This is a genomic window from Bacillus sp. FJAT-14266 (assembly GCF_001719225.1).
Lineage (GTDB): Bacteria > Bacillota > Bacilli > Bacillales > Bacillaceae > Bacillus > Bacillus subtilis.
On record NZ_CP017072.1, the window covers coordinates 1,111,572 to 1,138,355 of the forward strand.

A 26,784-nucleotide genomic window follows, 5' to 3' on the forward strand; every position below is an offset into this window, starting at 1 on the left:
AAGGAGGGTAAACAAACGGATGCCTGATACAAAAGATCTTCAATATTCTTTGACCGGGGCGCAAACTGGCATATGGTTTGCTCAGCAGCTTGATCCGGACAATCCAATCTACAATACAGCGGAATATATAGAAATCAATGGACCAATCAATATTGCTCTTTTTGAAGAAGCTTTGCGGCACGTGATCAAGGAAGCGGAATCGCTGCATGTCCGCTTCGGTGAAAATATGGACGGGCCTTGGCAGATGATAAACCCGTCTCCGGATGTACAGCTGCACGTCATTGACGTCAGCTCTGAGCCTGATCCGGAAAAAACAGCATTAAACTGGATGAAAGCTGATTTAGCAAAGCCGGTTGATTTAGGGTATGACCCTTTGTTCAATGAAGCTCTGTTTATTGCCGGGCCTGATCGTTTCTTTTGGTATCAGCGCATTCACCATATAGCGATCGACGGCTTCGGTTTTTCCCTGATAGCCCAGCGTGTGGCAAGTACATATACTGCCCTTATAAAAGGACAAACAGCTAAAAGCCGTTCCTTTGGGTCTCTCCAGGCCATTTTGGAGGAGGATACAGATTATCGCGGATCAGAGCAGTATGAGAAGGATCGTCAATTCTGGCTGGACCGTTTTGCAGATGCACCTGAAGTTGTGAGCTTGGCTGATCGGGCGCCAAGAACATCTAACAGTTTTCTTCGTCATACGGCATATCTGCCTCCGTCTGATGTAAACGCGTTAAAAGAAGCGGCGCGCTATTTCTCAGGAAGCTGGCATGAAGTCATGATTGCGGTGTCAGCTGTTTATGTGCACCGTATGACCGGCTCTGAGGATGTTGTGCTCGGCCTGCCCATGATGGGTCGGATAGGGTCCGCGTCACTGAATGTACCGGCTATGGTGATGAACCTTCTCCCGCTCCGGCTGACGGTAAGCTCTTCGATGAGCTTTTCTGAACTGATTCAGCAAATTTCCCGGGAAATCCGCAGTATTCGGCGACATCATAAGTATCGCCATGAAGAGCTTAGGCGCGATCTGAAATTGATAGGAGAAAATCATAGATTATTTGGCCCTCAAATCAATCTTATGCCGTTTGATTACGGTCTCGACTTTGCCGGCGTCCGGGGCACAACGCATAATCTTTCAGCCGGTCCTGTTGATGATCTATCAATCAATGTATATGACAGAACAGACGGCAGCGGGCTGCGAATTGATGTTGATGCGAATTCCGAGGTATACAGTGAGTCTGATATTAAGCTTCATCAGCAGCGTATTTTGCAGCTGCTGCAAACGGCTTCTGCCGGAGAGGACATGCTGATTGGGCAAATGGAGCTTCTGTTGCCAGAGGAGAAAGAAAAAGTCATTTCTAAATGGAATGAGACGGCAAAATCCGAGAAGCTGGTCAGCCTTCAGGACATGTTCGAAAAGCAGGCAGTTCTTACGCCAGAACGTATCGCTCTCATGTGTGATGACATTCAAGTCAACTATCGAAAGCTCAATGAAGAGGCAAACCGCCTCGCGCGTCTGTTGATCGAAAAAGGGATTGGTCCGGAGCAATTTGTCGCTTTGGCGCTGCCGCGTTCCCCTGAGATGGTGGCCTCAATGCTTGGTGTGCTCAAGACTGGTGCGGCGTATCTCCCACTTGATCCGGAGTTTCCAGCGGACCGCATTTCTTACATGCTGGAGGATGCGAAACCTTCATGCATCATAACGACTGAGGAAATAGCAGCCAGTCTGCCTGATAACCTGGCTGTACCGGAGCTTGTGCTTGATCAGGCTGTTACACAGGAGATTATAAAACGCTATTCGCCGGAAAATCCGGATGTATCGGTTTCTCTTGACCATCCTGCGTATATCATCTATACCTCAGGATCAACAGGAAGACCGAAGGGAGTCGTTGTGACACAGAAAAGCTTAAGCAATTTTCTGCTGTCCATGAAGGAGGCGTTTTCTCTAGGAGAAGAAGACAGGCTGTTGGCTGTGACGACTGTCGCTTTTGATATTTCAGCATTGGAGTTATATCTTCCGCTGATTAGCGGAGCGCAAATTGTGATCGCAAAGAAAGAAACGATCCGTGAGCCGCAGGCATTAGCTCAAATGATTGAAAATTTCGATATTAACATTATGCAGGCGACACCGACACTGTGGCACGCTTTGGTAACGAGTGAACCTGAGAAACTTCGGGGGCTTAGAGTGCTTGTAGGAGGCGAGGCGCTGCCGAGCGGTCTTTTGCAGGCGCTTCAAGACCTTCATTGTTCAGTCACGAACTTATACGGTCCCACTGAAACAACGATTTGGTCTGCCGCAGCTTTTCTTGAAGAAGGGCTGAAGGGCGTTCCTCCGATTGGGAAACCGATTTGGAACACGCAGGTGTATGTGCTTGATAATGGATTGCAGCCGGTGCCGCCGGGCGTTGTCGGAGAGCTTTATATTGCAGGAACCGGCTTGGCCAGAGGTTATTTCCATCGTCCTGATTTAACGGCGGAGCGCTTCGTTGCAGATCCATACGGACCGCCGGGAACTCGGATGTATCGGACCGGAGACCAGGCCCGCTGGCGCGCCGATGGGTCTTTGGATTATATCGGGCGGGCGGATCATCAAATCAAAATTCGCGGATTCCGAATTGAACTTGGAGAAATTGATGCCGTGCTTGCCAATCACCCGCACATTGAACAGGCCGCGGTTGTCGTACGGGAAGATCAGCCGGGAGACAAACGATTGGCGGCTTATGTAGTCGCTGATGCTGCTATTGATACTGCAGAGCTTCGTCGTTATATGGGGGCTAGTCTTCCTGATTATATGGTACCGTCGGCGTTTGTGGAGATGGACGAGCTGCCGTTAACACCTAATGGCAAGCTTGACCGGAAAGCACTGCCGGCACCAGACTTCAGCACATCTGTCAGTGATCGGGCCCCGCGGACTCCTCAGGAAGAGATATTGTGTGACTTGTTTGCAGAGGTTCTCGGTTTGGCACGCGTCGGTATCGATGACAGTTTCTTCGAGCTTGGGGGCCATTCTCTTCTTGCAGCCCGTCTGATGAGCCGCATTCGCGAGGTAATGGGAGCCGAACTTGGTATCGCCAAGCTCTTTGACGAACCGACAGTAGCCGGACTCGCTGCCCATCTTGATTTGGCGCAGAGTGCACGTCCCGCTTTGCAGAGAGCTGAGCGGCCTGAAAAGATCCCGCTCTCATTTGCCCAGCGCCGGCTATGGTTCCTGCATTGTCTGGAAGGACCGAGTCCTACTTATAATATTCCGGTTGCTGTCCGTTTGTCAGGTGAGTTGGATCAAGGATTGCTGAAAGCGGCACTTTATGACCTCGTCCGCCGTCATGAAAGTCTTCGGACGATCTTCCCTGAATCACAGGGGACATCCTATCAGCATATTTTAGATGCCGATCGAGCCTGTCCCGAGTTACATGTTACTGAAATTGCTGAGAAGGAGCTTTCTGATCGGCTTGCCGAAGCTGTACGCTACAGCTTTGATCTTGCAGCTGAACCTGCTTTTCGTGCCGAGCTTTTTGTGATCGGTCCTGACGAGTACGTGCTGCTTCTTCTCGTCCATCATATTGTCGGGGACGGCTGGTCCTTAACACCGCTGACCAGAGACCTTGGGACAGCTTATGCGGCTCGCTGCCACGGACGATCTCCCGAATGGGCGCCTCTTGCTGTGCAGTATGCAGACTATGCGCTTTGGCAGCAAGAACTGCTTGGAAACGAGGATGATCCAAATAGCTTGATTGCCGGACAGCTTGCTTTCTGGAAAGAAACCTTGAAAAACCTGCCTGATCAGCTTGAACTGCCAACCGATTATTCACGTCCGGCTGAGCCGAGTCATGATGGAGATACGATTCATTTTCGTATTGAGCCCGAGTTTCACAAGCGATTGCAGGAGCTGGCTCGCGCAAATAGGGTGAGCCTGTTTATGGTGCTTCAATCCGGTCTCGCCGCTTTATTGACAAGGCTCGGGGCGGGCACCGACATTCCGATCGGCAGTCCGATCGCGGGACGGAATGATGATGCGCTGGGCGATCTTGTAGGGCTGTTCATTAATACATTGGTGCTCAGAACTGATACGTCCGGTGACCCAAGCTTTCGTGAGCTTCTAGACAGAGTACGGGAAGTGAATCTGGCCGCCTATGACAATCAGGATCTGCCGTTTGAGAGACTTGTAGAGGTGCTCAATCCGGCTCGTTCGCGTGCGACGCATCCTTTATTCCAAATCATGCTTGCGTTCCAAAACACACCGGACGCTGAACTGCATCTTCCTGATATGGAGAGCAGCCTGCGAATCAACAGTGTCGGTTCTGCCAAGTTTGATTTGACGCTGGAAATTAGTGAAGATCGCCTTGCTGACGGGACACCAAACGGAATGGAAGGACTGCTTGAATACAGCACTGATCTTTTCAAACGGGAAACTGCTCAGGCTCTTGCTGACCGATTGATGCGCCTGTTGGAGGCTGCCGAGTCTGATCCTGACGAGCAAATCGGAAATCTGGATATTCTTGCGCCAGAGGAACACAGCAGCATGGTGACTGATTGGCAAAGTGTATCTGAAAAGATTCCGCACGCATGTTTGCCAGAGCAATTTGAGAAGCAGGCTGCTTTACGTCCTGATGCCATTGCCGTTGTATATGAAAATCAGGAACTGAGCTATGCAGAGCTGAATGAAAGAGCAAACCGGCTTGCCCGAATGATGATTAGTGAAGGTGTCGGGCCGGAGCAATTTGTGGCATTGGCACTGCCCCGATCGTTGGAAATGGCTGTCGGCCTATTGGCGGTGCTAAAGGCCGGGGCAGCTTATCTCCCTCTTGATCCGGATTATCCGGCTGATCGAATTGCTTTTATGCTAAAAGATGCACAGCCTGCGTTTATCATGACGAACACTAAAGCTGCAAATCACATTCCGCCAGTTGAAAACGTGCCGAAAATCGTGCTGGATGATCCCGAGCTGGCAGAGAAACTAAACACGTACCCTGCAGGTAATCCAAAAAATAAGGATAGGACTCAGCCGCTTTCCCCTTTGAATACGGCATATGTCATTTATACATCCGGCTCAACAGGTGTTCCAAAAGGTGTGATGATTCCTCACCAAAATGTAACACGTTTATTTGCAGCGACCGAGCACTGGTTCCGTTTCAGCTCAGGTGATATCTGGACCATGTTCCATTCCTATGCGTTTGATTTTTCGGTGTGGGAGATCTGGGGTCCTCTGCTGCATGGCGGACGTCTTGTAATCGTGCCTCACCACGTCAGCAGATCGCCAGAAGCGTTTCTGCGCCTGCTTGTCAAAGAGGGGGTGACTGTTCTGAACCAGACACCGTCTGCTTTCTATCAGTTTATGCAGGCGGAACGGGAACAGCCGGATCTCGGACAGGCACTCAGTCTGCGCTATGTCATTTTTGGCGGAGAAGCGCTTGAACTCAGCCGTTTAGAGGATTGGTACAACCGCCACCCTGAAAATAGACCGCAGCTTATCAATATGTATGGTATTACAGAAACGACGGTGCATGTGAGCTATATCGAATTAGAACGAAGCATGGCAGCTTTACGGGCAAACAGCTTGATCGGCTGCGGCATTCCCGATCTTGGTGTATACGTGCTGGATGAACGCCTGCAGCCGGTCCCGCCGGGTGTTGCCGGAGAGCTGTATGTATCAGGAGCGGGGTTAGCACGAGGTTATCTAGGCCGGCCTGGTTTAACATCTGAACGCTTCATAGCTGATCCGTTCGGTCCTCCAGGCACCCGGATGTACCGCACTGGGGATGTGGCCCGCCTCCGCGCTGACGGTTCTCTCGACTATGTCGGCCGTGCAGACCATCAAGTGAAAATTCGGGGATTCCGGATTGAATTGGGAGAAATTGAAGCCGCGCTTGTTCAGCATCCGCAGCTTGAAGATGCGGCAGTGATCGTTCGTGAGGATCAGCCGGGAGATAAACGGTTAGCAGCTTATGTCATCCCTTCGGAAGAAACATTTGATACGGCGGAACTGCGCAGATATGCTGCTGAGAGACTGCCGGATTACATGGTGCCTGCTGCCTTTGTGACGATGAAAGAATTGCCGCTGACACCGAATGGAAAGCTTGATCGTAAAGCGCTGCCCGCTCCGGATTTCGCAGCGGCAGTGACAGGACGAGGACCGAGAACGCCGCAGGAAGAAATTCTCTGTGACCTCTTTATGGAGGTGCTTCACTTGCCACGTGTCGGCATTGATGACCGTTTCTTTGATTTAGGCGGACATTCCTTGCTTGCTGTACAGCTCATGAGCCGCATTCGTGAAGCGCTCGGCGTTGAACTCAGCATCGGCAACTTGTTCGAAGCACCTACTGTAGCCGGGCTCGCTGAAAGACTTGAAATGGGATCAAGCCAAAGCGCTCTTGACGTTCTGCTGCCGCTCCGAACAAGCGGAGACAAGCCTCCTTTATTCTGTGTTCATCCGGCAGGGGGGCTCAGCTGGTGTTATGCCGGTTTGATGACCAATATAGGAACAGATTATCCAATCTACGGCTTGCAGGCACGGGGAATCGGGCAGCGCGAGGAGCTTCCGAAAACACTTGATGACATGGCTGCCGATTACATTAAACAAATCCGAACGGTCCAGCCAAAAGGCCCGTACCATCTGCTGGGCTGGTCCCTGGGCGGGAATGTCGTTCAAGCGATGGCTACCCAGCTGCAAAATCAAGGAGAAGAAGTATCCCTGTTGGTGATGCTGGACGCCTATCCGAACCACTTCCTTCCTATAAAAGAGGCACCGGATGATGAGGAAGCGCTTATTGCCCTTCTGGCGTTAGGCGGGTACGATCCAGACAGCTTAGGGGACAAACCGCTAGATTTTGAAGCGGCGATTGAGATTCTTCGCCGTGACGGCAGTGCGCTTGCGAGCCTGGATGAAACGGTCATTTTAAATTTGAAGAATACGTATGTCAATTCTGTCGGCATTTTAGGTTCCTATAAGCCGAAAACCTTCCGTGGAAATGTTTTGTTTTTCAGATCAACAATCATTCCTGAATGGTTTGACCCGATTGAACCTGACTCTTGGAAGCCTTATATTAACGGACAGATTGAACAAATCGACATCGACTGCCGTCATAAAGATTTATGTCAGCCGGAACCTCTGGCTCAAATCGGCAAGGTTCTCGCTGTCAAATTGGAAGAGTTGAATAAATAAGGGAGGAGAAATAGAATGGCAAATCCTTTTGAAAATGCGGATGGCACATATTTGGTGCTGGTCAATGAAGAAGGCCAATATTCCCTATGGCCGGGTTTTATAGATGTGCCGAGCGGCTGGACAGTCGTTCATGAGGAAAAAGGGCGTGAAGCTTGTTTGGACTATATCCAATCGCATTGGAGCGATATGAGGCCAAACAGCCTAAAGACTGTTGAAAATGTGTAATCGTATCAAAAAGAGACTGCTCGCCGCAGTCTCTTTTTCTAATCTTACGCAGACGTTTGGGTATGATCACAATCTCTGACCGGGTTTCCGTTTTCATCGGTACACCAAGATTGGGATAAAAACGCTAAAAACACAGCGGCCCACTGATCTGCAAACTGAATCAGAATACCCCCGTCATGCCAAGAGCCGTTGTCTTTTTTCCAGCGCGTATCCATTGCATTCCCTTGATTCATATGGATATTGTGCATTCCGTTAGTCGGGGTAAAGCCGAATATTTTATCTGCAGCCTGTTCAGGGCCGAATTTTGAACCGAATATATAAACCGGCGCTTTCTCATCTTGTGCTTTCTTCATATAGGTTTCAATAAAATCATTTAAATCATTATCAGGTCCTGTGATTTCATGAGGCAAAGGCTTCATTTCCCGCGGGTCAAACAAATTGCCCCGCACATAATCCAGTGCCACTTCACGGTTTGCTTCATTGATCCTTGTATATCCATACGGCATGTTCGGAAGGATGGTAATTGAGCCCGAATCAAACTGATCGTCAGCCAAATACAATACTTCAGATTCCTCAGAACTGGACATCACATTGATGGCGCACCTGTAATACGTATTCTCTTCACCGAGCATTTTGACTTGGAAATGAGGACTGTCATCATCTGTTTCCCGCTTCATGTCTAAGACTATGCCTTTTAACACGCCATATTGCTGAACAGCCATATGAATCCTCCTTTATGATCAACTTCATAGTCATAATTCGTGAAATGGTCTCTTTTTTCCTTTTAAAAAATAAAAAAGCCTGCAGAAATCTTTCTGCAAGCTCATTGTGAATTAAGCACCCGCTACAGATGATTCATCCTGTAAAGCTTTCTCGGCAGGAACATACTCATAGCCTAGATCTCTTGCTACAGCTTCATAGGTCACGTGTCCGTTTGCGGTGTTTAAACCCGCTCTCAGTGCCGCATTGTCTGTGAGCGCTTTCACTGCCCCTTTGTTCGCGATTTGCAGCGCGTATGGAACAGTAACGTTAGTCAGGGCGATTGTTGATGTACGAGGGACAGCACCCGGCATGTTCGCTACAGCATAATGCACAACCCCGTGCTTTTCATATGTTGGCTGATCATGTGTTGTGATATGGTCGACAGTTTCGACGATGCCGCCTTGGTCGATCGCTACATCAACAATGACTGAACCAGGTTTCATTTGTTTTACCATTTCCTCAGTGACAAGAGTCGGAGCTTTAGCGCCCGGAATTAATACCGCGCAAATGAGGAGATCAGCTTCCGCCACAGCATCAGCAATATTGACCGGATTAGAAATTAACGTTTTAATCTGATGGCCGAAGATGTCATCAAGCTGGCGCAAGCGGTCTGCGTTTAAGTCAATGATCGTCACATCTGCACCGAGGCCGACAGCCATTTTCGCCGCGTTTGTCCCGACAACGCCTCCTCCGATAATCGTTACTTTTCCGCGGGAAACGCCCGGCACCCCGGCAAGCAGAATGCCTTTTCCGCCTTTAGGCTTTTCTAAGAATTGAGCGCCGATTTGCGCTGCCATTCTGCCCGCAACCTCTGACATTGGCGTGAGAAGAGGCAATGTCCGGCCTTCACTGACCGTTTCATATGCGATGGCAGTTACTCCTTTATCCTTCAAGGCCTGTGCAAGCTCAGGCTCAGCTGCTAAATGAAGGTACGTAAACAGCACAAGTCCTTTGCGGAAATAAACATATTCTTCCGGCAGCGGTTCTTTTACCTTCATGACCATTTCGGCGTCCCAGACCTGCTTCGGATCAGCAATGATTTCCGCTCCTGCTGACTCATAGGCTTCATTTTCAAATCCGCTTCCAAGGCCCGCGCCTGTTTCAATCAGCACCCGGTGGCCGTTTGAAATGAGCTGAGAAACGCCCCCAGGTGTTAATGCGACACGGTTTTCATTGTTTTTTATCTCTTTAGGAACCCCTATGATCATATCTGTCTCCTCCTGTATCCTGTGATATTTTTAGTGTAGCTTGATATTTTGGAAAATTCTTTGTTTGATTAAGAAAATAAAAAAACATGGATTTGTGAAATTTCACAAATCCATGTGCCGAAGTTTGATATCTAAATAGATGGTGAATTTTTGATTCACATTTTTCAAATCAATTTCAGCGATCTGGCTGATCCGCTTAAGGCGGTAATTCAACGTATTAACGTGTATATTTAACAGCTTAGAAGCGGTATTCACGTTGCTGTCCGCTTCAATAAAGCGCTCTAGCGTCTCTACCAGATTTGACTGGTGATCCTGGTCATATTGTTCCAGTTTGGAAAGCGAGTAATTATAATGGCCCGCCTGTTTCCGTTTTTCATTTAAGACATCTAAGTATTGATAAATGCCTAACTCAGAAAAGCTGAAAAGATGTTTGGTCTCTTCAGCGAACCGTTCCTTCGTTTTTAAGACGGACAATGCTTCCTGATAGGAGCGGGAGACAAAAGAAATAGAGTTGTATATTCCGCCAAAAGCGATAGAAACGTCTTCTATTTTATACCGCTCCTTCAGCTGTTTTTGCGTACTTAAAGCAAACTGTTTTAAATCTTGAAAAGGATGATCTGTTTTGGGTGAGGTTAATATAATAAGTTCATTGGAATCTACGGTCGCCAGCAGCACGTAAACCTGCTGGGTCGTTTCCTGTAAATATTGCAGCTGCTGTTCGATTTTTTCAGTCAGCTCGCCATTTATGCGGATGATCATAACGGAGAACTCTGAAGGAGCGGCCATTCCAAGCTTATGGAACCCATCCGCCATATCATCCTCCTGATGGATGTGTCCGGTCAGCATTTTCCAGAAAAATTCTTGGCTGCGTTCTTCATTTTTCGTTTTTCTGATTTGAAGTTTGAGAAGCTTGTTTTTCACTGCTTTTGCTGCCATTTGCAATGTCAGCAGATCTTCATCGGACAATGTTTTTTGGATCTCAAGCGCCCATATGAAGCCAAGTACTTGCTTGTTTTTCCAAATCGAAATAGCGACGCGATTGCTCAGCCCGACTTCATCGATTTGCTTGACTCTGATCGGCTGGTCCGTTTTTAAGAGAGCAGGAATTGTCCCGTCTTTCCACAGCTTGTTAATCACCTTCTCCGGTACCCTTCTGCCAATAATGGTAGACGTCCGGGCAGGGTCTGTGCAGTCGCTGTGTGTACTGTAGGCAAGCAGCTTGTGGTTAACATCCTCTATGGTGATCGGGCACTGCAGAACGTCGCTGATATGATCAGCCACATCTTCAAGTCTGTCAAAACTATATTTAAACGGATCATTCGGCATGGTCATAAATCTCCCTACTTTTCGTGCTTGATTTCTCTTTGACATCTCATCCCCTTCCTTTTATTATGATTGTTGTTGTTTGTGAAAATCAACAACAAAGAACAGAAGCAAAAAAACAATTTCATGAGAGAAACGTTCTATATACATTTGGCGGTGTAATCGCCTTTTTGCAGGACAGTTGTATGCCTCATATAATACGACAGCTTATCCTATTAATCTTCTAAGAAAGTCATCGGAGGCGAGACTAATTAAGGAAAGAAAAAACTGAACCTTTCAGAAATGGTGCTGTAGCATCAAATTTTCTGAAAGGTTTTTTTTGGGAGTTGGAGCGTTATTTGGGTCTTTTGGATTATTCGGAGAATGAAGAGAAGATTAAGAAAATAAACCTATTTACTTTACAGTATATGTCATTTTTAAGTGATTCGGGGTAAACCATTGGACTCATTTTGTAAAATTAAAACATATTTGTTTGACTATGCCGAAAAACTGTTTTTATAATAATGACGTTCTAAAAATAAGTGAATTAGCCCATATTTAGGCTGATGGCACAGGAGGTAATGAGGAATATGGCAGGATTAATTCGTGTCACACCCGAAGAGCTAAGAGCGATGGCGAAGCAATACGGCGTTGAAAGCCAAGAAGTATTAAATCAGGTTGATCGTTTAAACCGAATGATCTCTGATTTGAAAAGCATGTGGGAAGGTGCTTCAAGCGAAGCGTTCGCAGATCAATACGAGCAGCTCAAACCTTCATTTATCAAAATGTCAGATTTGCTTCAAGATGTGAATCAGCAGCTTGATCAAACAGCAAATACACTTGAGTCTACTGACCAAGACATCGCAAATCAAATCCGCGGATAACAGTATGAAAGGGAAGGAGCGCCTGATTCAAAAGAAGACGGCGCTCTTTCTATGTAAGGGTGATCCTAAATGTATATTGATATTACAATAGATTTGAAACATTATAACGGCAGTGTCTTTGATCTCAGATTGTCAGATTACCACCCGGTGAAAAAAGTAATTGATATTGCTTGGCAGGCCCAAAGCGTATCTATGCCTCCGCGCGAAGGGCACTGGATCAGAGTGGTGAACAAGGATAAGGTGTTTTCCGGAGAATGCAAGCTGTCTGATTGCGGCATTACAAACGGAGACCGGCTTGAAATATTATGAAAGGATCTGGTTGAATGTCAGGTAAACAAAAATCATATTTAGAAAACCAATTAGAAGCTGTTGCCGAGAAAACAGATGCCGGCTATACATTTACCTTTCAACGGGAAAAAATAAAGCTTCTCGACGGTCTTGAAGCTAACGTGATCAAAGATATAAATCCATTTTTTCATAAAGAAATCGATGTGACGGATGATGAAGTAATCATCACAATCCAACCTCCCTCCTCCTATAAAGCATTCCGCTTCATGAAAGCTAAGGATAAAAAAAGTAAATGGCAGTTTGCCTATCAGCTTGTTCAAGCCGTACAGCAGCACAATCTGTCGAGGCTGAATTTGATTGTCGCTCCTGAAAACATTGTATTCGATAAAGGGCTTACGCCTTATTTTCTCCATTATGGAGTAAAAGAAAGCATTCCTCCTTACGAGCGTGATGAGGAAAGAGTATGGCAGGAGCTGAAAGCGGCAGCGGCTTTGGCAGTTGACGGCGCTTTTGCGTTTGAAGACTACCTGAAATTCAATGAAACGCTGACGTTCTCCGCAGAGGCAAAGGCGATATTAGATGCTGAATCCTATGATGATTTGCTCGAGCTGATTCGAACCCATATTGATGAGCTCGAAGCCAAAGCAAAAACATACATACATATCCCGAGAAAGAAGTGGAACATCCAGCGATATATCGGCCTGGGGCTCATTGTTTTGCTTGTACCGGCACTTATTTATTCGATGTACGCCTTATTTTTCGCGCAGCCAAAGCACCAGGCGATAGTGGACAGCAACCGTGCGTTCTTAAACAAGCAGTACAGTGAAGTCATCAGCACACTGTCCAAGTACGATGCGGAAAGCCTGCCTGAATCGGTGCAGTATCAGCTGGCGACGTCCTATGTTGAGGTCGAAAACCTGGGGAGTGCAAAAACCAAAAATATAGAAAATAACTTAGTCACCCTTCAATCAGACCCTCAGCATTTCTTGTATTGGATTGATTATGGTCGAGGAGAATACAAAGAAGCGATCAGTATCGGCCGTAAGCTTGAATACAATGATTATATTTACTTTGCCCTAGCTAAATATAAACAGCAGCTTTTATCTGAGGATACAAATGATGAAGACATACAAAAAGAACTTGACTCAGTAAATAGTGAGCTTGAAAAAGCCCAAAAAGAACGTCAAGAAAATAAACAGTCTAATTCTGAAACATCGTTAGTCGATACAAGCGAAGAACAGACACAAACAGACGAAGAAAAACAAGCAGAAGAGAAAGCGGCAGAAGAAAAAGCCGCAGTCGAGGAAAAAGCGAAAAAAGAAGAACAGAAGAAAAAAGAAGACGAGAAAAAAGAAACAGAAAAGAAAGATGAGAAAAAAGATGACAAATAACGTGAGACATGAAGCGCAGGTCATCGCATGCTGCCATTCGACCGTAAGGGGGTTCGCCATTTGAGTCTATTATGGGTTTTTTACCAAAATAACGTTCAAAAATTAAATCTGTCTAACCTCCTGTCGTCTCATCCGGTGACCATAGGGCCTGATGTGAAGGATTCTGTTACGATCAGCACCATTCCATTTAATAGCGGAGTGGTTTCTCTTAAAAGAAAGGAATCCGGCGGCCAATACGAAGTTTTCCTGGGAAATGATTGTCTCGGCACGATTGAGACGGATATATCATTTACTCTCCAAACGGATCAGCAGGATATACGCTTGATATTGACGGGCAGTGAACCTGAGAAATCCGTATATTTTACGGGAAATCGGGATGAAATTGTATGTTCCTCAGAAAAAAAGAATGCAGATATTTATCTGAATCCGCAAGATTTTGCATTTGCAGAACAAAGCACGTTTTCTTTGCTTCGTGCAGGCGGCAGCTGGTCGGTCCGACCTGAAAGCGGAACGATCTTCTTGAACGGAGAGAAAATCAACGCCAATACGCCGCTCAAGCCGGGGGATGAAATATTCTGGAACTTCACGCAAATGAGGGTGACGGAACAAGACCTTTTAGAAATTGTTCATTATGCCCAGTTTGAAACAGCGTTAACAGAAACGGTCAAACCGAGTACAGAAATGCAGAAAAAATATCCGCAGTACAGAAGAACGCCGCGGATGGTATACGATCTGCCGGATGACCGCGTTTCTTTCAGTTTTCCCTCTCAGGAGAGCGATCAAACCAACAGAGGGCTGTGGCTCGTCATCCTGCCTCCGCTTGTGATGCTGATCGTGATGGGCGTAGTTGCCATCATCCAGCCGCGCGGCATATTTATACTCGTTTCTTTGGCCATGTTTATGATGACTCTCATTACCTCGACAGTGCAATATTTCCGGGATAAAAACCAGCGGAAAAAACGCGAGGAAAAACGGGAGCGTGTATATAAGCTTTACTTAGACAATAAGCGGAAAGAGCTTCAGGCACTTGCTGAAAAGCAAAAGCAGGTTCTTGAATTTCACTTTCCTTCATTTGAACAAATGAAATACTTAACAAGTGAAATCAGTGACCGGATCTGGGAAAAATCACTTGAAAGCAAGGATTATCTCCAGCTGCGGCTTGGGACGGGAACAGTTCCGTCAAGCTATGAAATCAATATGAGCGGCGGAGACTTGGCGAATCGTGATATCGATGACCTCATGGAGAAATCGCAGCACATGCAGCGCGTCTATAAAGATATCCGCAATGCGCCGGTGACGGTCGATTTGGCAGAAGGTCCGATGGGGCTTGTCGGTAAATCACAAATTGTGAAAAATGAGATTCACCAGCTGATCGGACAGCTGTCGTTCTTTAACAGCTATCACGATTTGCGTTTTGTATTTATTTTTCATGAAGAAGAGTATAAAGACTGGGAGTGGATGAAGTGGCTTCCGCAATTTCAAATGCCCCATATTTATGCAAAAGGATTTATTTATAATGAGCAAACCCGAGATCAGCTCCTGTCTTCACTTTACGAATTGATCAGAGAGCGTGATCTCGAAGATGACAAAGAAAAACTGCAGTTCAAACCGCATTTTGTATTTGTCATCACGAATCAGCAGCTGATCTCTGAGCATGTCATTCTCGAATATTTAGAAGGGCAGCATGAGCATCTGGGCATCTCGACAATTGTCGCTGCGGAAACAAAGGAAAGCTTGTCGGAAAACATTACGACTCTTGTCCGCTACATCAATGAGCATGAAGGCGACATTTTAATACAAAAGAAAAAAGCGGTAAGAATTCCGTTCCGTCTCGATCATCATCAGCGTGAGGACAACGAACGGTTTTCACGCACACTGCGGACGCTGAACCACCAGGTCGGCATTACGAATTCCATTCCGGAAACGGTATCGTTCCTGGAGCTTTTTCATGCGAAGGAAGTAAAAGAAATCGGCATTCAGCAAAGATGGCTGACAAGTGAATCGTCGAAGTCGCTGTCAGTGCCGATCGGCTATAAAGGGAAAGATGACATTGTGTATCTGAACCTTCACGAAAAAGCACACGGTCCGCACGGCTTGCTTGCGGGGACAACGGGATCAGGGAAAAGTGAATTTCTCCAGACCTACATCTTGTCACTTGCAGTGCATTTTCATCCGCATGAAGCGGCTTTCTTACTAATTGACTATAAAGGCGGAGGAATGGCGCAGCCGTTCCGCAACATTCCCCACCTCCTCGGCACGATCACAAATATTGAAGGAAGCAAAAACTTCAGTATGCGTGCGCTTGCTTCCATTAAAAGCGAGCTGAAAAAAAGGCAGCGCCTGTTTGACCAGTATCAAGTCAATCACATCAATGACTATACAAAGCTATACAAGCAAGGGAAAGCAGAAGTGGCGATGCCTCACTTGTTCTTAATTTCTGATGAGTTTGCCGAGCTGAAAAGCGAGGAGCCTGATTTTATCAGGGAGCTTGTCAGTGCCGCGCGTATCGGACGAAGCCTCGGCGTTCATTTGATTTTGGCGACACAGAAGCCAGGCGGCATCATCGACGACCAGATCTGGAGTAACTCGCGCTTTAAAGTAGCGCTCAAGGTCCAGGATGCCACCGACAGTAAAGAAATTTTGAAAAACAGCGATGCCGCAAACATTACCGTCACAGGCCGCGGCTATTTGCAGGTCGGAAACAATGAAGTGTATGAGCTGTTCCAATCTGCATGGAGCGGGGCGCCTTACTTAGAGGAAGTCTACGGTACTGAGGATGAAATCGCGATTGTTACAGATACGGGTCTGATCCCGCTTTCTGAGGTTGATACCGAAGATAACGCGAAAAAAGACGTTCAAACCGAAATCGAAGCTGTAGTTGACGAAATTGAACGCATCCAAGATGAAATGGGAATCGAGAAGCTGCCAAGCCCTTGGCTGCCGCCGCTTGCGGAACGTATTCCGCGCACTCTTTTCCCTTCAAACGAAAAAGACCATTTCCACTTTGCGTATGTCGATGAACCTGATCTGCAAAGACAGGCGCCAATTGCTTATAAGATGATGGAAGATGGAAATATCGGCATCTTCGGCTCTTCGGGCTACGGAAAATCGATTGCAGCCGCAACGTTCCTGATGAGTTTTGCGGACGTATACACACCTGAAGAGCTTCATGTCTATATCTTTGATTTCGGAAACGGAACGCTGCTGCCATTAGCGAAGCTCCCGCATACCGCGGATTACTTCCTGATGGACCAGTCAAGAAAAATTGAAAAGTTCATGATTCGCATCAAAGAAGAAATTGACCGCCGTAAACGTTTGTTCCGGGAAAAAGAAATCAGCCACATCAAAATGTACAATGCGCTGAGCGAAGAAGAGCTCCCGTTCATTTTTATCACCATTGACAACTTTGACATTGTCAAGGATGAGATGCATGAGCTTGAATCGGAATTTGTCCAGCTTTCCAGAGACGGACAAAGCTTGGGTATCTACTTTATGCTGACAGCAACGAGGGTGAATGCTGTCCGCCAGTCATTGTTAAATAACTTGAAAACAAAGGTTGTCCATTATCTCATGGATCAATCAGAAGGATATTCCATTTACGGCCGTCCGAAATTCAATCTTGAGCCGATTCCGGGACGCGTCATCATTCAAAAGGAAGAGCTTTATTTCGCGCAAATGTTCCTGCCTGTTGACGCCGATGATGATATCGGCATGTTCAACGAGCTGAAATCAGACGTACAGAAACTTCAAGGGCGATTTGCTTCAATGGAGCAGCCGGCACCGATTCCGATGCTGCCTGAGAGCTTGTCTACGAGAGAATTGTCTCTCCGCTTCAAGCTGGAACGCAAGCCTTTATCTGTACCGATCGGGCTTCATGAAGAAACAGTCAGCCCAGTCTATTTTGATTTGGGCAAGCATAAGCACTGCCTGATTTTAGGCCAGACTCAGCGCGGGAAAACAAACGTCCTAAAAGTCATGCTCGAACATCTGATTGATGATGAAACCGAAATGATCGGCCTGTTTGACTCGATTGACCGCGGCTTATCTCATTATGCGAAGGAATCAGATGTTTCATATTTGGAAACGAAAGAAGATATTGAGCAGTGGATTGAAACAGCAGAAGACATTTTCAAAACAAGAGAAGCCATGTATGTAGAAGCCGTCCGCCAAGGAGACGCGCAAAATCTTCGATTCTCACAAGTGGTGCTGATGATTGACGGGATAACGAGATTCCAGCAGACGATTGATACGAGAATACAAGACCGTCTCGCTAACTTCATGAAATCATACGCTCATCTTGGCTTCAGTTTTATCCCGGGTGGTAACCACAGCGAATTCTCAAAAGGCTATGACTCCTTGACGACTGAGATGAAGCAAATCCGCCACGCGATTCTGCTGATGAAAAAGTCTGAGCAAAATGTCATTCCTCTCCCGTACCAAAGACAGGAGCCGGAGATTCAGCCGGGCTTCGGATATGTTGTGGAAAACGGGAAGGAGCAAAAAGTTCAAATTCCTTTATGTTCTGCTGAAAGGGAGAGTGCTAGATGACAGAACAACGAAAAAGCTTGATCAAGTTAATATCCGCCGTCATTATCATTTTGCTGCTGCCGGTGTTGTTTTTCCGATTTATCGGAGACGACCCAACGAAAAAAGCAGTCAATTCCACCCGGCAAATCGCGGTGGTGAATGAAGACACAGGCGTATTGAGTGATGAGGTAAAGTCTGATGAAGAGGACAAATCCGCCCAGTTCGGCAAGGAAGTAGCGGCCGTTCTGGGTGAACGTCCTGATTATTCGTGGACGGTCGTAAACCGAAGCGCGGCCGAGACCGGTCTCGCTTCAAAGAAATATGATGCGATCGTCTACATTCCCTCAGACTTCTCAAAAAACATTTTGAGCTATGACAAAGACCATCCTCAAAAAGCAACGCTCGAATTCAGCATTCAAGATAACCTGAATGCGGTTAACAAAGAAAAAGTTCAGCGGGAGCTTGAGGATGCCCAAAAGACAATGAACAAAAAAATGTCGGCCTTATACTGGAACTTTGTTTCGCAAAAAGTGGACAACATCAGAGGAGAATTTGACAAGATCGTCAATAAAGAATCTGAATTCCAGAATGTCATGTACAACTTTTACAAACCAAGCTCTAATGATTTAGCAGGTGAAATCAAACAGCAAAAAGACTTAATCGATGAGCTGAAGAAATCAATGAATGAAGCGCAAGGCACGACAAAAGAAAAAGCTTCTACGGCGGAGGAAGCCAAAAACACGCTGAAAGAATTCATTGATACAGTTGAAAGGTACAAAGAATATCAAGAGAATCAGAAAAAGCTGCTTTTGGCAGCCCAGGATTCAACACAGCAGCAAATCCGGACAGGTCTGGATGCCATCCAGGCACAGCAAAAGGCGAATCAGTTCAGTGAACGCATGAGCGGATTGGCAACCGGGATCGGCCAAGCGAAGACACAGCTCGGACAAACCAGTAATGTGCTGGCAAACGCCCAGGAAATTAGGGAAGGGCAAGTGTCCCAGCAGGAACTTGGCATGGCAAAAATCCAAAGTAATTTAATCGAACAATATCAGGCCGCATCAAGACAGGCTGCACTAAATCAGGTGTACCAATTGCTTGTCCCGGCACGTCAGGCATTGACAGTTGCGAAAGGGGACGACCCAGTCATAGACGATGGTTCTGACAACAATGATAAAGATAAAGACCCTAAAGAAGAAGATCCTGAAGAACTCAAAATTGATCTTGAAAAACAGCGTGAAGAACTGAAAAATATCGCTGCTGATATTCAGGATATTTCAGACAATCTGAAGGAGCCTGAAAAAGAGGACCCAACACCGGAGGACCCGGGTACTGAACCAGACGATCCGTCCACTGATAATCCAGAAAAACCTGATGACGGGGGCAGTACAAAGCCCGATGATACACAGGGCGACACAGGGAACGACAATAACAGCAGTGATACCGGTAATGACGGACAAACGGACGGCAGTACTCAGGATCAAGACCAGCAGAAGGGAACAGACGGTCAGGAGCAGAACGGCGATGCGTCAGACAGCGGAAAAACTGAAACGGGCACATCTGCCGAACAGACTGCTTCATCTGACTCAGCCCTTCAATTTATCAAGCTGGCAAATGAAGGCGGTACCGGAGATTCAGGAGATACCGGTAGCGGCGAAGATACGACGGAGCCTGGGGACCAAGATCAACCAGGAAACGGCGGCATTTCTGATATCGCCAAAGCAAAGGAACAGCTCAGCAAAGCATCTGAGCGAATCAAGCAAATTGAAGAAGAGCTCAAAGAAAAAGAAACTGCCCATAACGAAGAGCTGAAAAAGAAGTTAGAGGAAATAAAAGTACAAATGGAAGGTCTTAATGATGAAATTGAAGACCTGAAAGACAAAGTGAAAAAGCTCGAAGGTAAGCTTGAAAATCTCGAAGCGAAACGGAAGCGGGAGTTTGAAGGGATTTACAGTGCGATTCGCGAGCTTGAAAATAAAGATCAGCTTCAATTTTCAGGAGAAATCAATACAGAAAGCATCTCCGCTTTAATGAGATACTATAAATATTTGTCTGTTTATGACTCTGTATTATCCGGTACGATTGACAGTGCTGCAAAAGCCGGCGCTATTGACGGCCAGCAGGGCAACGTCAAATCAGTCCTGGCTCTCACACCTGAAGAATCAGCCAGCTGGGAAGCTCTCAAAAACAACACGATGCAAACAGATGAGGATATTAACAGCTTCATCGACGGCATGACCAAATTTGCGGACGACTACAGCGGCTATATCCGTGACTCTCAAGCAGGTGTTCTCGACGAACTGACGAAAATCTCTGAAAGTGCCGCAAAAACGTCAGAACAGCTTGTAACGGGCGCAACACAGGAATCTGCGACGTTCAGCAACGATGGGCTGTCTGGCACCATGGCACTGAGTGTCCAAGATACGGTCGGCCAGGAAGTGCTGCAAATGTCAGACATGATGGGTTCATTGTCTGATCGCCAGTCCGGCATCATTGATTACACAACCAACATGCAGCAAAGCGTCAATGATGTTCAAGCGAAAGCCGATACCTTAAACAACAACTGGGGGAAAAATGTCGCCTCCACGAAACTCGTGCGAAATGACGTATACGGCATACTCGGAAATACATTAGTAGACGGGCAAAACAATGGCTATGTATATGATTACTTAGCGAATCCGCTTAAAATCAGCGGAGAGGTTCCGGAAGAAAAAATTCAGACGGTACCTCCGGTTGTCATCCTTGTCATTGTGTTGATCAGCAGTCTATTAATCGGCTATTTCAGCTCGTATTACCAAAACGCACCGCTTCTCGTCAAAGGAGCGTTATTCGGAATTCTGAATATCCTTGTCGGACTTATGATCAGCTTGTTCGGCTTGAATATTTATTCACTGCCGGACGATCAGACGATTAAGTGGTCGGTGTTTACGATTCTATTGCTGGTCGCAAGCTCTGCCTTCATCCGGACGGCATTCAGATTCGGATCAATCCCTGGCTGGGTTGCTTCAGCGGCAATGATTCTATTCTATGTCGCACCGCTTATTGATTTGATCATGCCGAACTTTACATTTGAAGATCCGGTTTCGAAAGTATATATCGACATCCAGTACGGTACTGGGCACTTGTTTACAATGGGAATAACAGTTCTGCTGATCATTACGGTGATTGCCGCGGCTCTGCCGCTGATTATCCGGCTGATGGCTGAACACACAGCAGAAAGCGATGAAACGTATGAAGCGTGATCGCAGCATGGAAAAGGGGATCATGATTTGTATGCTCTCCTTTTCCCTTTTCATACCCTCTGCAGCGGCTGCCCAAACTGAAGAAAATACAGATGTCGCGCCAAACCAGTATGAGAAAAAAGACATCGAAATCGATACGAATTATTTGCATGAAGATACCTACTATGAAGAAAAAACAGAACTGCCTGAGGAACAAAAGGATATCACTTTTGATAAACCGAAGGACAAGGACGCCGAGCTGATAAAAGATTTGTTTACATCAACAAATGCCGAGGATTCCAACACGATTGCGGCCCAGTCGAAACAGCTTGGAATTACATTTGCAGAAAAACCAATAACAAAGACATCATCAACGGAAACAGAAGATGAACAAGAAACATCATCATTGCTGCTGCCGATGATCTATGTCGTACTGATCCTGCTCGGAATTGCAGGCATCGTGTTCCTCATCCCAAAAGTCACAGCGCAGGAAAACAAGAAGGCGTAGGCCGCGTGCTTGTGTTGTGTAAAAGCAGTGCCGTACAATAATAACGGAAAAGGAGGTTTCCAATGGAACTTTATATCATCACCGGAGCGTCAAAAGGGCTGGGTCAAGCCGTTGCATTACAGGCTTTAGAAAAGGGGCATGAAGTCCATGCCTTATCCAGAACGAAAACAGATGTCTCTCATGAAAAACTAACGCAGCATCAAATAGACCTCATCAATCTTGAAGAAGCTGAACAGCAATTTGAAACATTGCTCTCATCCATCGATCCAGAGCGTTATTCTGGTATTACCCTTATCAATAACGCCGGAATGGTAACGCCGATCAAACGTGCCGGCGAAGCGTCTCTTGACGAGCTTCAGCGCCATTATCAGCTGAACCTGACTGCGCCCGTGCTTTTGAGTCAGCTGTTTACAAAACGGTTTGCTTCATACAGCGGCAAAAAGACGGTTGTCAACATTACTTCAGGAGCCGCCAAAAATCCATATAAGGGATGGAGCGCGTATTGCAGTTCAAAAGCCGGGCTCGACATGTTTACGAGGACATTCGGATTTGAACAGGAGGATGAAGAGCTGCCGGTGAACATGATTTCGTTCTCACCTGGAGTGATGGACACTGAGATGCAGGCCGTCATCCGTTCTTCATCGAAAAAGGATTTTCACCACATTGAACGATTCCGGAAATTAAATGAAACAGGAAGCCTTCGCAGTCCGGACTTTATTGCCGGCACGCTGCTTTCTTTACTAGAAAAAGGGACGGAAAACGGCCGCATTTATGATATTAAAGAGTTTTTGTAGAGCAGATATTTTCTGCTCTTTTTTTTATACAAAAGGCTACAGCCAGCGCATTTTATTGAACAGCCGCATATACTGACTGAAACGTTGCTTTTAGGGTATAACAATGATGATAAGAAGATCAAAATGATGTGACATAAGAATTGAGTTTCTCTGCAAATTATGTTAGGATTCTAAAAATATCTAAAGGAGGGGTTTCCATGAGAAAGGTTACATTAATGGATGTTTTCACCCATCCAATTGCACAAAAATATCTTCAGCGTTCCGGCGTGGCACATGCGATTGCCTGCGCTTATCATGCATACAGGCTGTCTGTGAAGGCTGACATTAATCCTGATTTAGCAGCAAAAGCGGCACTGCTTCATGACATTGGCCATTATGAATGGTATACAGACGGAAAGTGGGATTATGAGAAATACAAAAGAAATGACATTCATGCCATTAAAGGGGCGGAACGGGCGCATAAACTTCTGATTCGGCTTGGCGAGGAACCGAAAGCAGCAAAAGAGATTGCACTAGCCATTTTGCTTCATACAGATTCCTATTTGCCTGAAGGCGAATTAGATAAAAACACACTGCAGCAGATTGTCAAAAAAGCGGACGAACTGGATGAAGAGCCGGGCGGCCATCATCATTACCGCCAAATTGATCCTTCAACCGCACGAAAAAAAATAGAAAAGCTGGACCAATTAATCGACCAAGCCCAGGCATCCGTGATAAAGCCTGTATAAGTACGGAACAGCGCCAGCTTTCTTCGCTGTCTCCGCTTCATCGATACTTCCTTTACACCGCTTCCAAACGTATTCTCCTAAAATCTCCGCACCCCTTTGTTTTATCAGGTAAGCCTGTGTCATTATCCATAAGCGCGGCATAAGCTGAGATAAAACACACAAAGGGGATAAAAATATGGTCAACCAAGGTAGTCCGCAACTGGTCTCTTTAGTCGATCCTTATGTCTATCAGACCATTAAAAAGCTCATCGGCTCAAGGTTCGTTATACAGACAGTACGAGATACGGTCAGAGGCAGACTGATCGATGTTAAACCTGACCATATCACAATTGAAGGAGCCCGAAATTCTGTTTGTTTGATCAGAATCCAGCACATGATTTCCGTCACCCCAGATTACAGTGAGCGGGTCTAACAGTGCTTGCGCATGAAAAATAGGCGTACACCGGGACGTCCTATTTTTCAGTTAAGCGCTGTAAAAACGCACTATGATACATTGTTCCGTCAAGGTCAAAACCGGCAAATTCCTGATAGTCACCATCTGAAAAACAGAAAGTGACGCCGTACACTGTATAGCAGGAACGGACTGAAGCATGCTGGCAGACCCGAAAATGATAACCGTCTGAATCTTTTACATATAGCCGGGATTTCCCGGCAAATGGGGCACAGAGGTGTGCTGCCTCACCAAAACATTCGAATCCGGCAATTTTGCCATCTTGGCTGATATCCAGCAGGATACAATCATTGACTTTAAGCTCCTCAGACCGTATATTCCTGTTCCTTTTCGGAGGAAGAACATAGATATAAGCCAGTTCTGAATCTGTATCGTATGTCACGGCCTTCATCACCAACACTCCTTTCATTATATTAAGAGTTCTGATATGGGTTCATTTTTGTTACAATGATGGGGTATAAGTTCTTTTATCTGACAGACAAAGAAAAACTAGGAGGAACAAAGCTTGTTGAAATCAAAAGTCCATTTTTGGACATTGCAGATTTTATTTGTTTTGCTGATTATTTATGTAGCAACAAAAGTTTCATTTGTATTTCAGCCGTTTATTGTTTTTATCTCGACATTGTTTTTCCCGATGCTAATTGCGGGAATTTTGTATTTCATATTTAATCCGGTCGTCCGCCTGCTTGAGAAAAAAATTCCGCGGACATTATCCATCCTATTGATCTATTTACTGTTTATCGGTTTGCTTGCCTTTATTTCAGCGTCAGTCGGACCTATCATCACCTCACAGGTGACAGGGCTGTTTAACAACCTTCCTGATTATATAAAACAGATTCAGGCGCTGACAAAGGATTTGTCCCATTCTCAATGGTTTACCTGGATGATGAACCAGGATTATGTATCGATATCAAAAATTGAACAGTCATTGACAAGTTTTCTCCAAAACCTGCCGCAAAATATCACGTCCAGTTTATCTGCGGTGTTTGGTGTCGTGACAAACATCACGCTTGTTATTATTACTGTTCCATTTATCCTTTTTTACATGCTGAAAGACGGACACCGCTTTCCGCATTTGGCAGTAAAAATTCTACCGGCTTCTTATCGGACAGAAGGCTTAAAGATTTTTAAAGATTTATCCGATACGCTTGCGGCATATTTCCAGGGGCAGCTGTTAATCTGTCTTTTTGTCGGAACAGCGTGTTTTATCGGCTATTTAATTGCCGGACTGCCGTATGCCCTGATTCTTGGGATTGTCATGGCGATTACCAATATCATTCCCTATGTCGGGCCTTTTCTCGGTGCCGCGCCGGCTGTCATTGTCGGTTTTATGGACTCGCCGGCCAAAGCGCTGTTTGCGATTATTGTGGTCGTCATCGTTCAGCAGCTGGACGGAAACCTGCTGTCTCCTCTTGTGATCGGAAAGCGGCTGAATACCCATCCGCTTACGATTATTTTGCTATTAATCGGAGCGGGAAGCTTCGGCGGAATTCTCGGCATGATTTTAGCGGTGCCGGTTTATGCGGTAGTGAAGGCGTTCTTCCTGAATATTGTCCGCTTGATCAAGCTGCGCCAGCGGTCACGACTCGAGGAAAACGCAAAGCCAGCTGAATAGGCGGGCACCATTAGCGGCTCTTTGCATATGATGCTGTAAATCAATGCGGAGGTGGGGAAATGCCTGCAATTGTGGGGCCGATTTATATCATGTCAGTTACGGGTAATGCCGCGGCAAGCTTTGGAGACGTATTTGCGATTTCGCCCAAAAGCGTCGCTCATTCAGGGGCGGGGTCAGGCACATTTCAGCTTGGTGATTTTGTGAAGATTAACAACCAAACGAGTAAAACTCTCTTCAAAGATGCCGATATCACTGATGAAACAGTTTCGTTTAACGGGTAACAGCCTTTTCACAAGAGGCTGTTGCTTTTTTATTGTATAATATGGGTAGTCTTTGAATAGAGAGGTCATGTTATGAAAATCAGAAAAGCAAATATCAATACGCAAACCGGAATGATCACGGACGTGTATCTGCATGAAAACAGAAAAGAACTGCGCACGCTTGTAGCGGTACCGCAGCTGGAGTGGAGCACGATCATTTCCTATGAAGAAGATAAAGCAACTCTGCCTGAACGGCTGGAAGCGTCGTTGCGCCGGCATACAGAGGAAATCCCTGCTGGTGAGCTGGCCAAAAAAATCATTCATTGGGTAACAGAAATGTAAACGGCGCTTGAAAGTTTAGCTCCTGCCTGATCAGGTGATAATGAAGACAAACAAGACGGGAGGACAGGCTTTTGAGTGAAGATAAAATGGATCTCTATTTGCAGCAAGGAATGTATGGGCCTTTGGAGACAAAGCCTGACGAGCGCCACTTGTTTTTAGGTTCTCTAAGAGAAAGAGTCGTTTTGGCACTGACGAAAGGACAGGTGCTTAGAAGCAAACCGTATAAAGAGGCGGAGCACGAGCTGAAAAACAGCCATAACGTCACCCTTTTGATTAATGGAGAGCTTCAGTATCAGTCTTACTCTCCTTATATCCAAATGGCGAACCGGTACGGAGTGCCCTTCAAGATTGTATCTGATCTTCAGTTTCATACGCCTTTAGGCATCGTCATTGCGGCTGACATCGCTGTGAATCGTGAATTGATATATATTCAGGACGACATTTATAATCGGTCAGTGCTGAAATCTTAAGAGACAAACGGACCGTTTGTCTTTTTGTTCATGGCAATTCACTTACAACTGGAGATAAGATATAATGTTCTCATACTGATGGCGGGGAGGCCGGCTATGAAAAAAGCACTTATTTGTATTGATTATACGAATGATTTTGTGGCGAGTGACGGAAAATTGACCTGCGGGGAGCCCGGCAGAATGATTGAAGAGGCGATCGTCAATTTAACTGAAGAATTCATCACAAACGGTGATTACGTCGTATTAGCAGTAGATTCTCATGATGAAGGGGATCAATATCACCCTGAAACCCGTCTTTTTCCTCCGCATAATATAAAAGGCACGGAAGGAAAAGATCTGTACGGAAAGCTTTTGCCTCTATATCAGAAACATGAACATGAGCCTAATGTTTACTACATGGAAAAAACGAGATATTCTGCTTTTGCGGGAACTGATTTAGAGCTCAAACTCAGAGAGCGGCAGATTGGCGAACTGCACCTTGCCGGTGTCTGCACAGATATTTGTGTGTTGCATACAGCTGTTGACGCATACAACAAAGGTTTTCGGATTGTTGTGCATAAACAAGCTGTCGCCAGCTTTAATCAGGAGGGGCACGCATGGGCTCTTTCCCATTTTGCAAACAGCATCGGAGCGCAAGTGGCAGAGTAAGGAA

20 protein-coding genes are annotated in these 26,784 nt (G+C 46.1%); 16 read left to right on the forward strand and 4 right to left on the reverse strand.

Annotation, left to right across the window (positions count from 1 at the left end):
* Positions 1–19 precede the first annotated feature (19 nt).
* Positions 20–7,156 (forward strand): non-ribosomal peptide synthetase DhbF, encoded by a 7,137-nt coding sequence (gene dhbF / locus BGM23_RS05770; protein WP_029725881.1) that lies wholly within the window; start codon positions 20–22, stop codon positions 7,154–7,156.
* A 15-nt stretch (positions 7,157–7,171) separates the two neighbouring features.
* A complete protein-coding gene (locus BGM23_RS05775; protein WP_029725880.1) occupies positions 7,172–7,381 on the forward strand; it encodes an MbtH family protein in 210 nt (69 codons plus the stop codon).
* A 44-nt stretch (positions 7,382–7,425) separates the two neighbouring features.
* Here the strand turns inward: BGM23_RS05775 and BGM23_RS05780 are convergent, their stop codons facing one another.
* The 3 genes from BGM23_RS05780 to adeR all read right to left on the reverse strand — a co-directional run bounded on the left by BGM23_RS05780 (position 7,426) and on the right by adeR (position 10,722).
* Positions 7,426–8,103: a YukJ family protein gene (locus BGM23_RS05780; RefSeq protein ID WP_003228755.1), complete on the reverse strand. Its 678-nt coding sequence runs from the start codon at positions 8,101–8,103 to the stop codon at positions 7,426–7,428.
* A 111-nt stretch (positions 8,104–8,214) separates the two neighbouring features.
* Entirely contained in the window at positions 8,215–9,351 is a 1,137-nt protein-coding gene (ald, locus tag BGM23_RS05785; RefSeq protein ID WP_046663927.1) for an alanine dehydrogenase, read from the reverse strand.
* A 102-nt stretch (positions 9,352–9,453) separates the two neighbouring features.
* Positions 9,454–10,722 carry a sporulation transcriptional activator AdeR gene (adeR, locus tag BGM23_RS05790; RefSeq protein WP_046663926.1) on the reverse strand — a complete coding sequence of 423 codons (1,269 nt, stop codon included), beginning with the start codon at positions 10,720–10,722 and terminating at the stop codon, positions 9,454–9,456.
* A 521-nt stretch (positions 10,723–11,243) separates the two neighbouring features.
* On the opposite strand from adeR, the gene BGM23_RS05795 reads away from it, so the two are divergent.
* From BGM23_RS05795 to BGM23_RS05835, 9 genes are all read left to right on the forward strand, one after another.
* Complete coding sequence (locus BGM23_RS05795; protein ID WP_003220661.1) at positions 11,244–11,537, forward strand: WXG100 family type VII secretion target; 294 nt, start codon at positions 11,244–11,246, stop codon at positions 11,535–11,537.
* A 69-nt stretch (positions 11,538–11,606) separates the two neighbouring features.
* The gene (gene yukD, locus BGM23_RS05800; RefSeq protein WP_003228763.1) at positions 11,607–11,846 is read left to right on the forward strand and encodes an ESX secretion system protein YukD; all 240 of its coding nucleotides are present in this window, start codon (positions 11,607–11,609) and stop codon (positions 11,844–11,846) included.
* A 14-nt stretch (positions 11,847–11,860) separates the two neighbouring features.
* On the forward strand, positions 11,861–13,216 hold the full coding sequence (gene essB / locus BGM23_RS05805) for a type VII secretion protein EssB (RefSeq protein WP_046663925.1): 1,356 nt from the start codon (positions 11,861–11,863) through the stop codon (positions 13,214–13,216).
* Between the two features lie 60 nt (positions 13,217–13,276).
* Entirely contained in the window at positions 13,277–17,764 is a 4,488-nt protein-coding gene (essC, locus tag BGM23_RS05810; protein ID WP_046663924.1) for a type VII secretion protein EssC, read from the forward strand.
* A complete protein-coding gene (gene esaA / locus BGM23_RS05815; protein ID WP_046663923.1) occupies positions 17,761–20,985 on the forward strand; it encodes a type VII secretion protein EsaA in 3,225 nt (1,074 codons plus the stop codon). The genes essC and esaA overlap by 4 nt, the downstream gene beginning before the upstream one ends.
* A gap of 31 nt (positions 20,986–21,016) precedes the next feature.
* The gene (gene essA, locus BGM23_RS05820) at positions 21,017–21,472 is read left to right on the forward strand and encodes a type VII secretion protein EssA (protein ID WP_015251327.1); all 456 of its coding nucleotides are present in this window, start codon (positions 21,017–21,019) and stop codon (positions 21,470–21,472) included.
* Between the two features lie 62 nt (positions 21,473–21,534).
* Entirely contained in the window at positions 21,535–22,266 is a 732-nt protein-coding gene (locus BGM23_RS05825) for a (S)-benzoin forming benzil reductase (protein WP_046663922.1), read from the forward strand.
* Between the two features lie 197 nt (positions 22,267–22,463).
* Positions 22,464–22,994, forward strand: a complete 531-nt coding sequence (locus BGM23_RS05830; RefSeq protein ID WP_003244444.1) for an HD domain-containing protein — start codon at positions 22,464–22,466, stop codon at positions 22,992–22,994.
* Positions 22,995–23,169: 175 nt separating this feature from the next.
* Positions 23,170–23,406, forward strand: a complete 237-nt coding sequence (locus BGM23_RS05835; RefSeq protein ID WP_003220677.1) for a YuzF family protein — start codon at positions 23,170–23,172, stop codon at positions 23,404–23,406.
* A gap of 40 nt (positions 23,407–23,446) precedes the next feature.
* On the opposite strand, the gene BGM23_RS05840 is transcribed toward BGM23_RS05835, so the two are convergent.
* Positions 23,447–23,836 carry a DUF2283 domain-containing protein gene (locus tag BGM23_RS05840; protein WP_032722441.1) on the reverse strand — a complete coding sequence of 130 codons (390 nt, stop codon included), beginning with the start codon at positions 23,834–23,836 and terminating at the stop codon, positions 23,447–23,449.
* A gap of 114 nt (positions 23,837–23,950) precedes the next feature.
* Between BGM23_RS05840 and BGM23_RS05845 the strand changes: the two genes are divergently transcribed.
* From BGM23_RS05845 to BGM23_RS05865, 5 genes are all read left to right on the forward strand, one after another.
* On the forward strand, positions 23,951–25,060 hold the full coding sequence (locus tag BGM23_RS05845) for an AI-2E family transporter (RefSeq protein WP_015483636.1): 1,110 nt from the start codon (positions 23,951–23,953) through the stop codon (positions 25,058–25,060).
* A 59-nt stretch (positions 25,061–25,119) separates the two neighbouring features.
* Positions 25,120–25,341: a spore germination protein gene (locus BGM23_RS05850; protein ID WP_014477839.1), complete on the forward strand. Its 222-nt coding sequence runs from the start codon at positions 25,120–25,122 to the stop codon at positions 25,339–25,341.
* A 72-nt stretch (positions 25,342–25,413) separates the two neighbouring features.
* Complete coding sequence (locus BGM23_RS05855; protein WP_021480501.1) at positions 25,414–25,662, forward strand: YueH family protein; 249 nt, start codon at positions 25,414–25,416, stop codon at positions 25,660–25,662.
* 71 nt (positions 25,663–25,733) lie between these two features.
* A complete protein-coding gene (locus tag BGM23_RS05860) occupies positions 25,734–26,132 on the forward strand; it encodes a YueI family protein (RefSeq protein WP_015251331.1) in 399 nt (132 codons plus the stop codon).
* 96 nt (positions 26,133–26,228) lie between these two features.
* Complete coding sequence (locus tag BGM23_RS05865; protein WP_014477836.1) at positions 26,229–26,780, forward strand: cysteine hydrolase family protein; 552 nt, start codon at positions 26,229–26,231, stop codon at positions 26,778–26,780.
* The last annotated feature ends 4 nt before the right edge of the window (positions 26,781–26,784 follow it).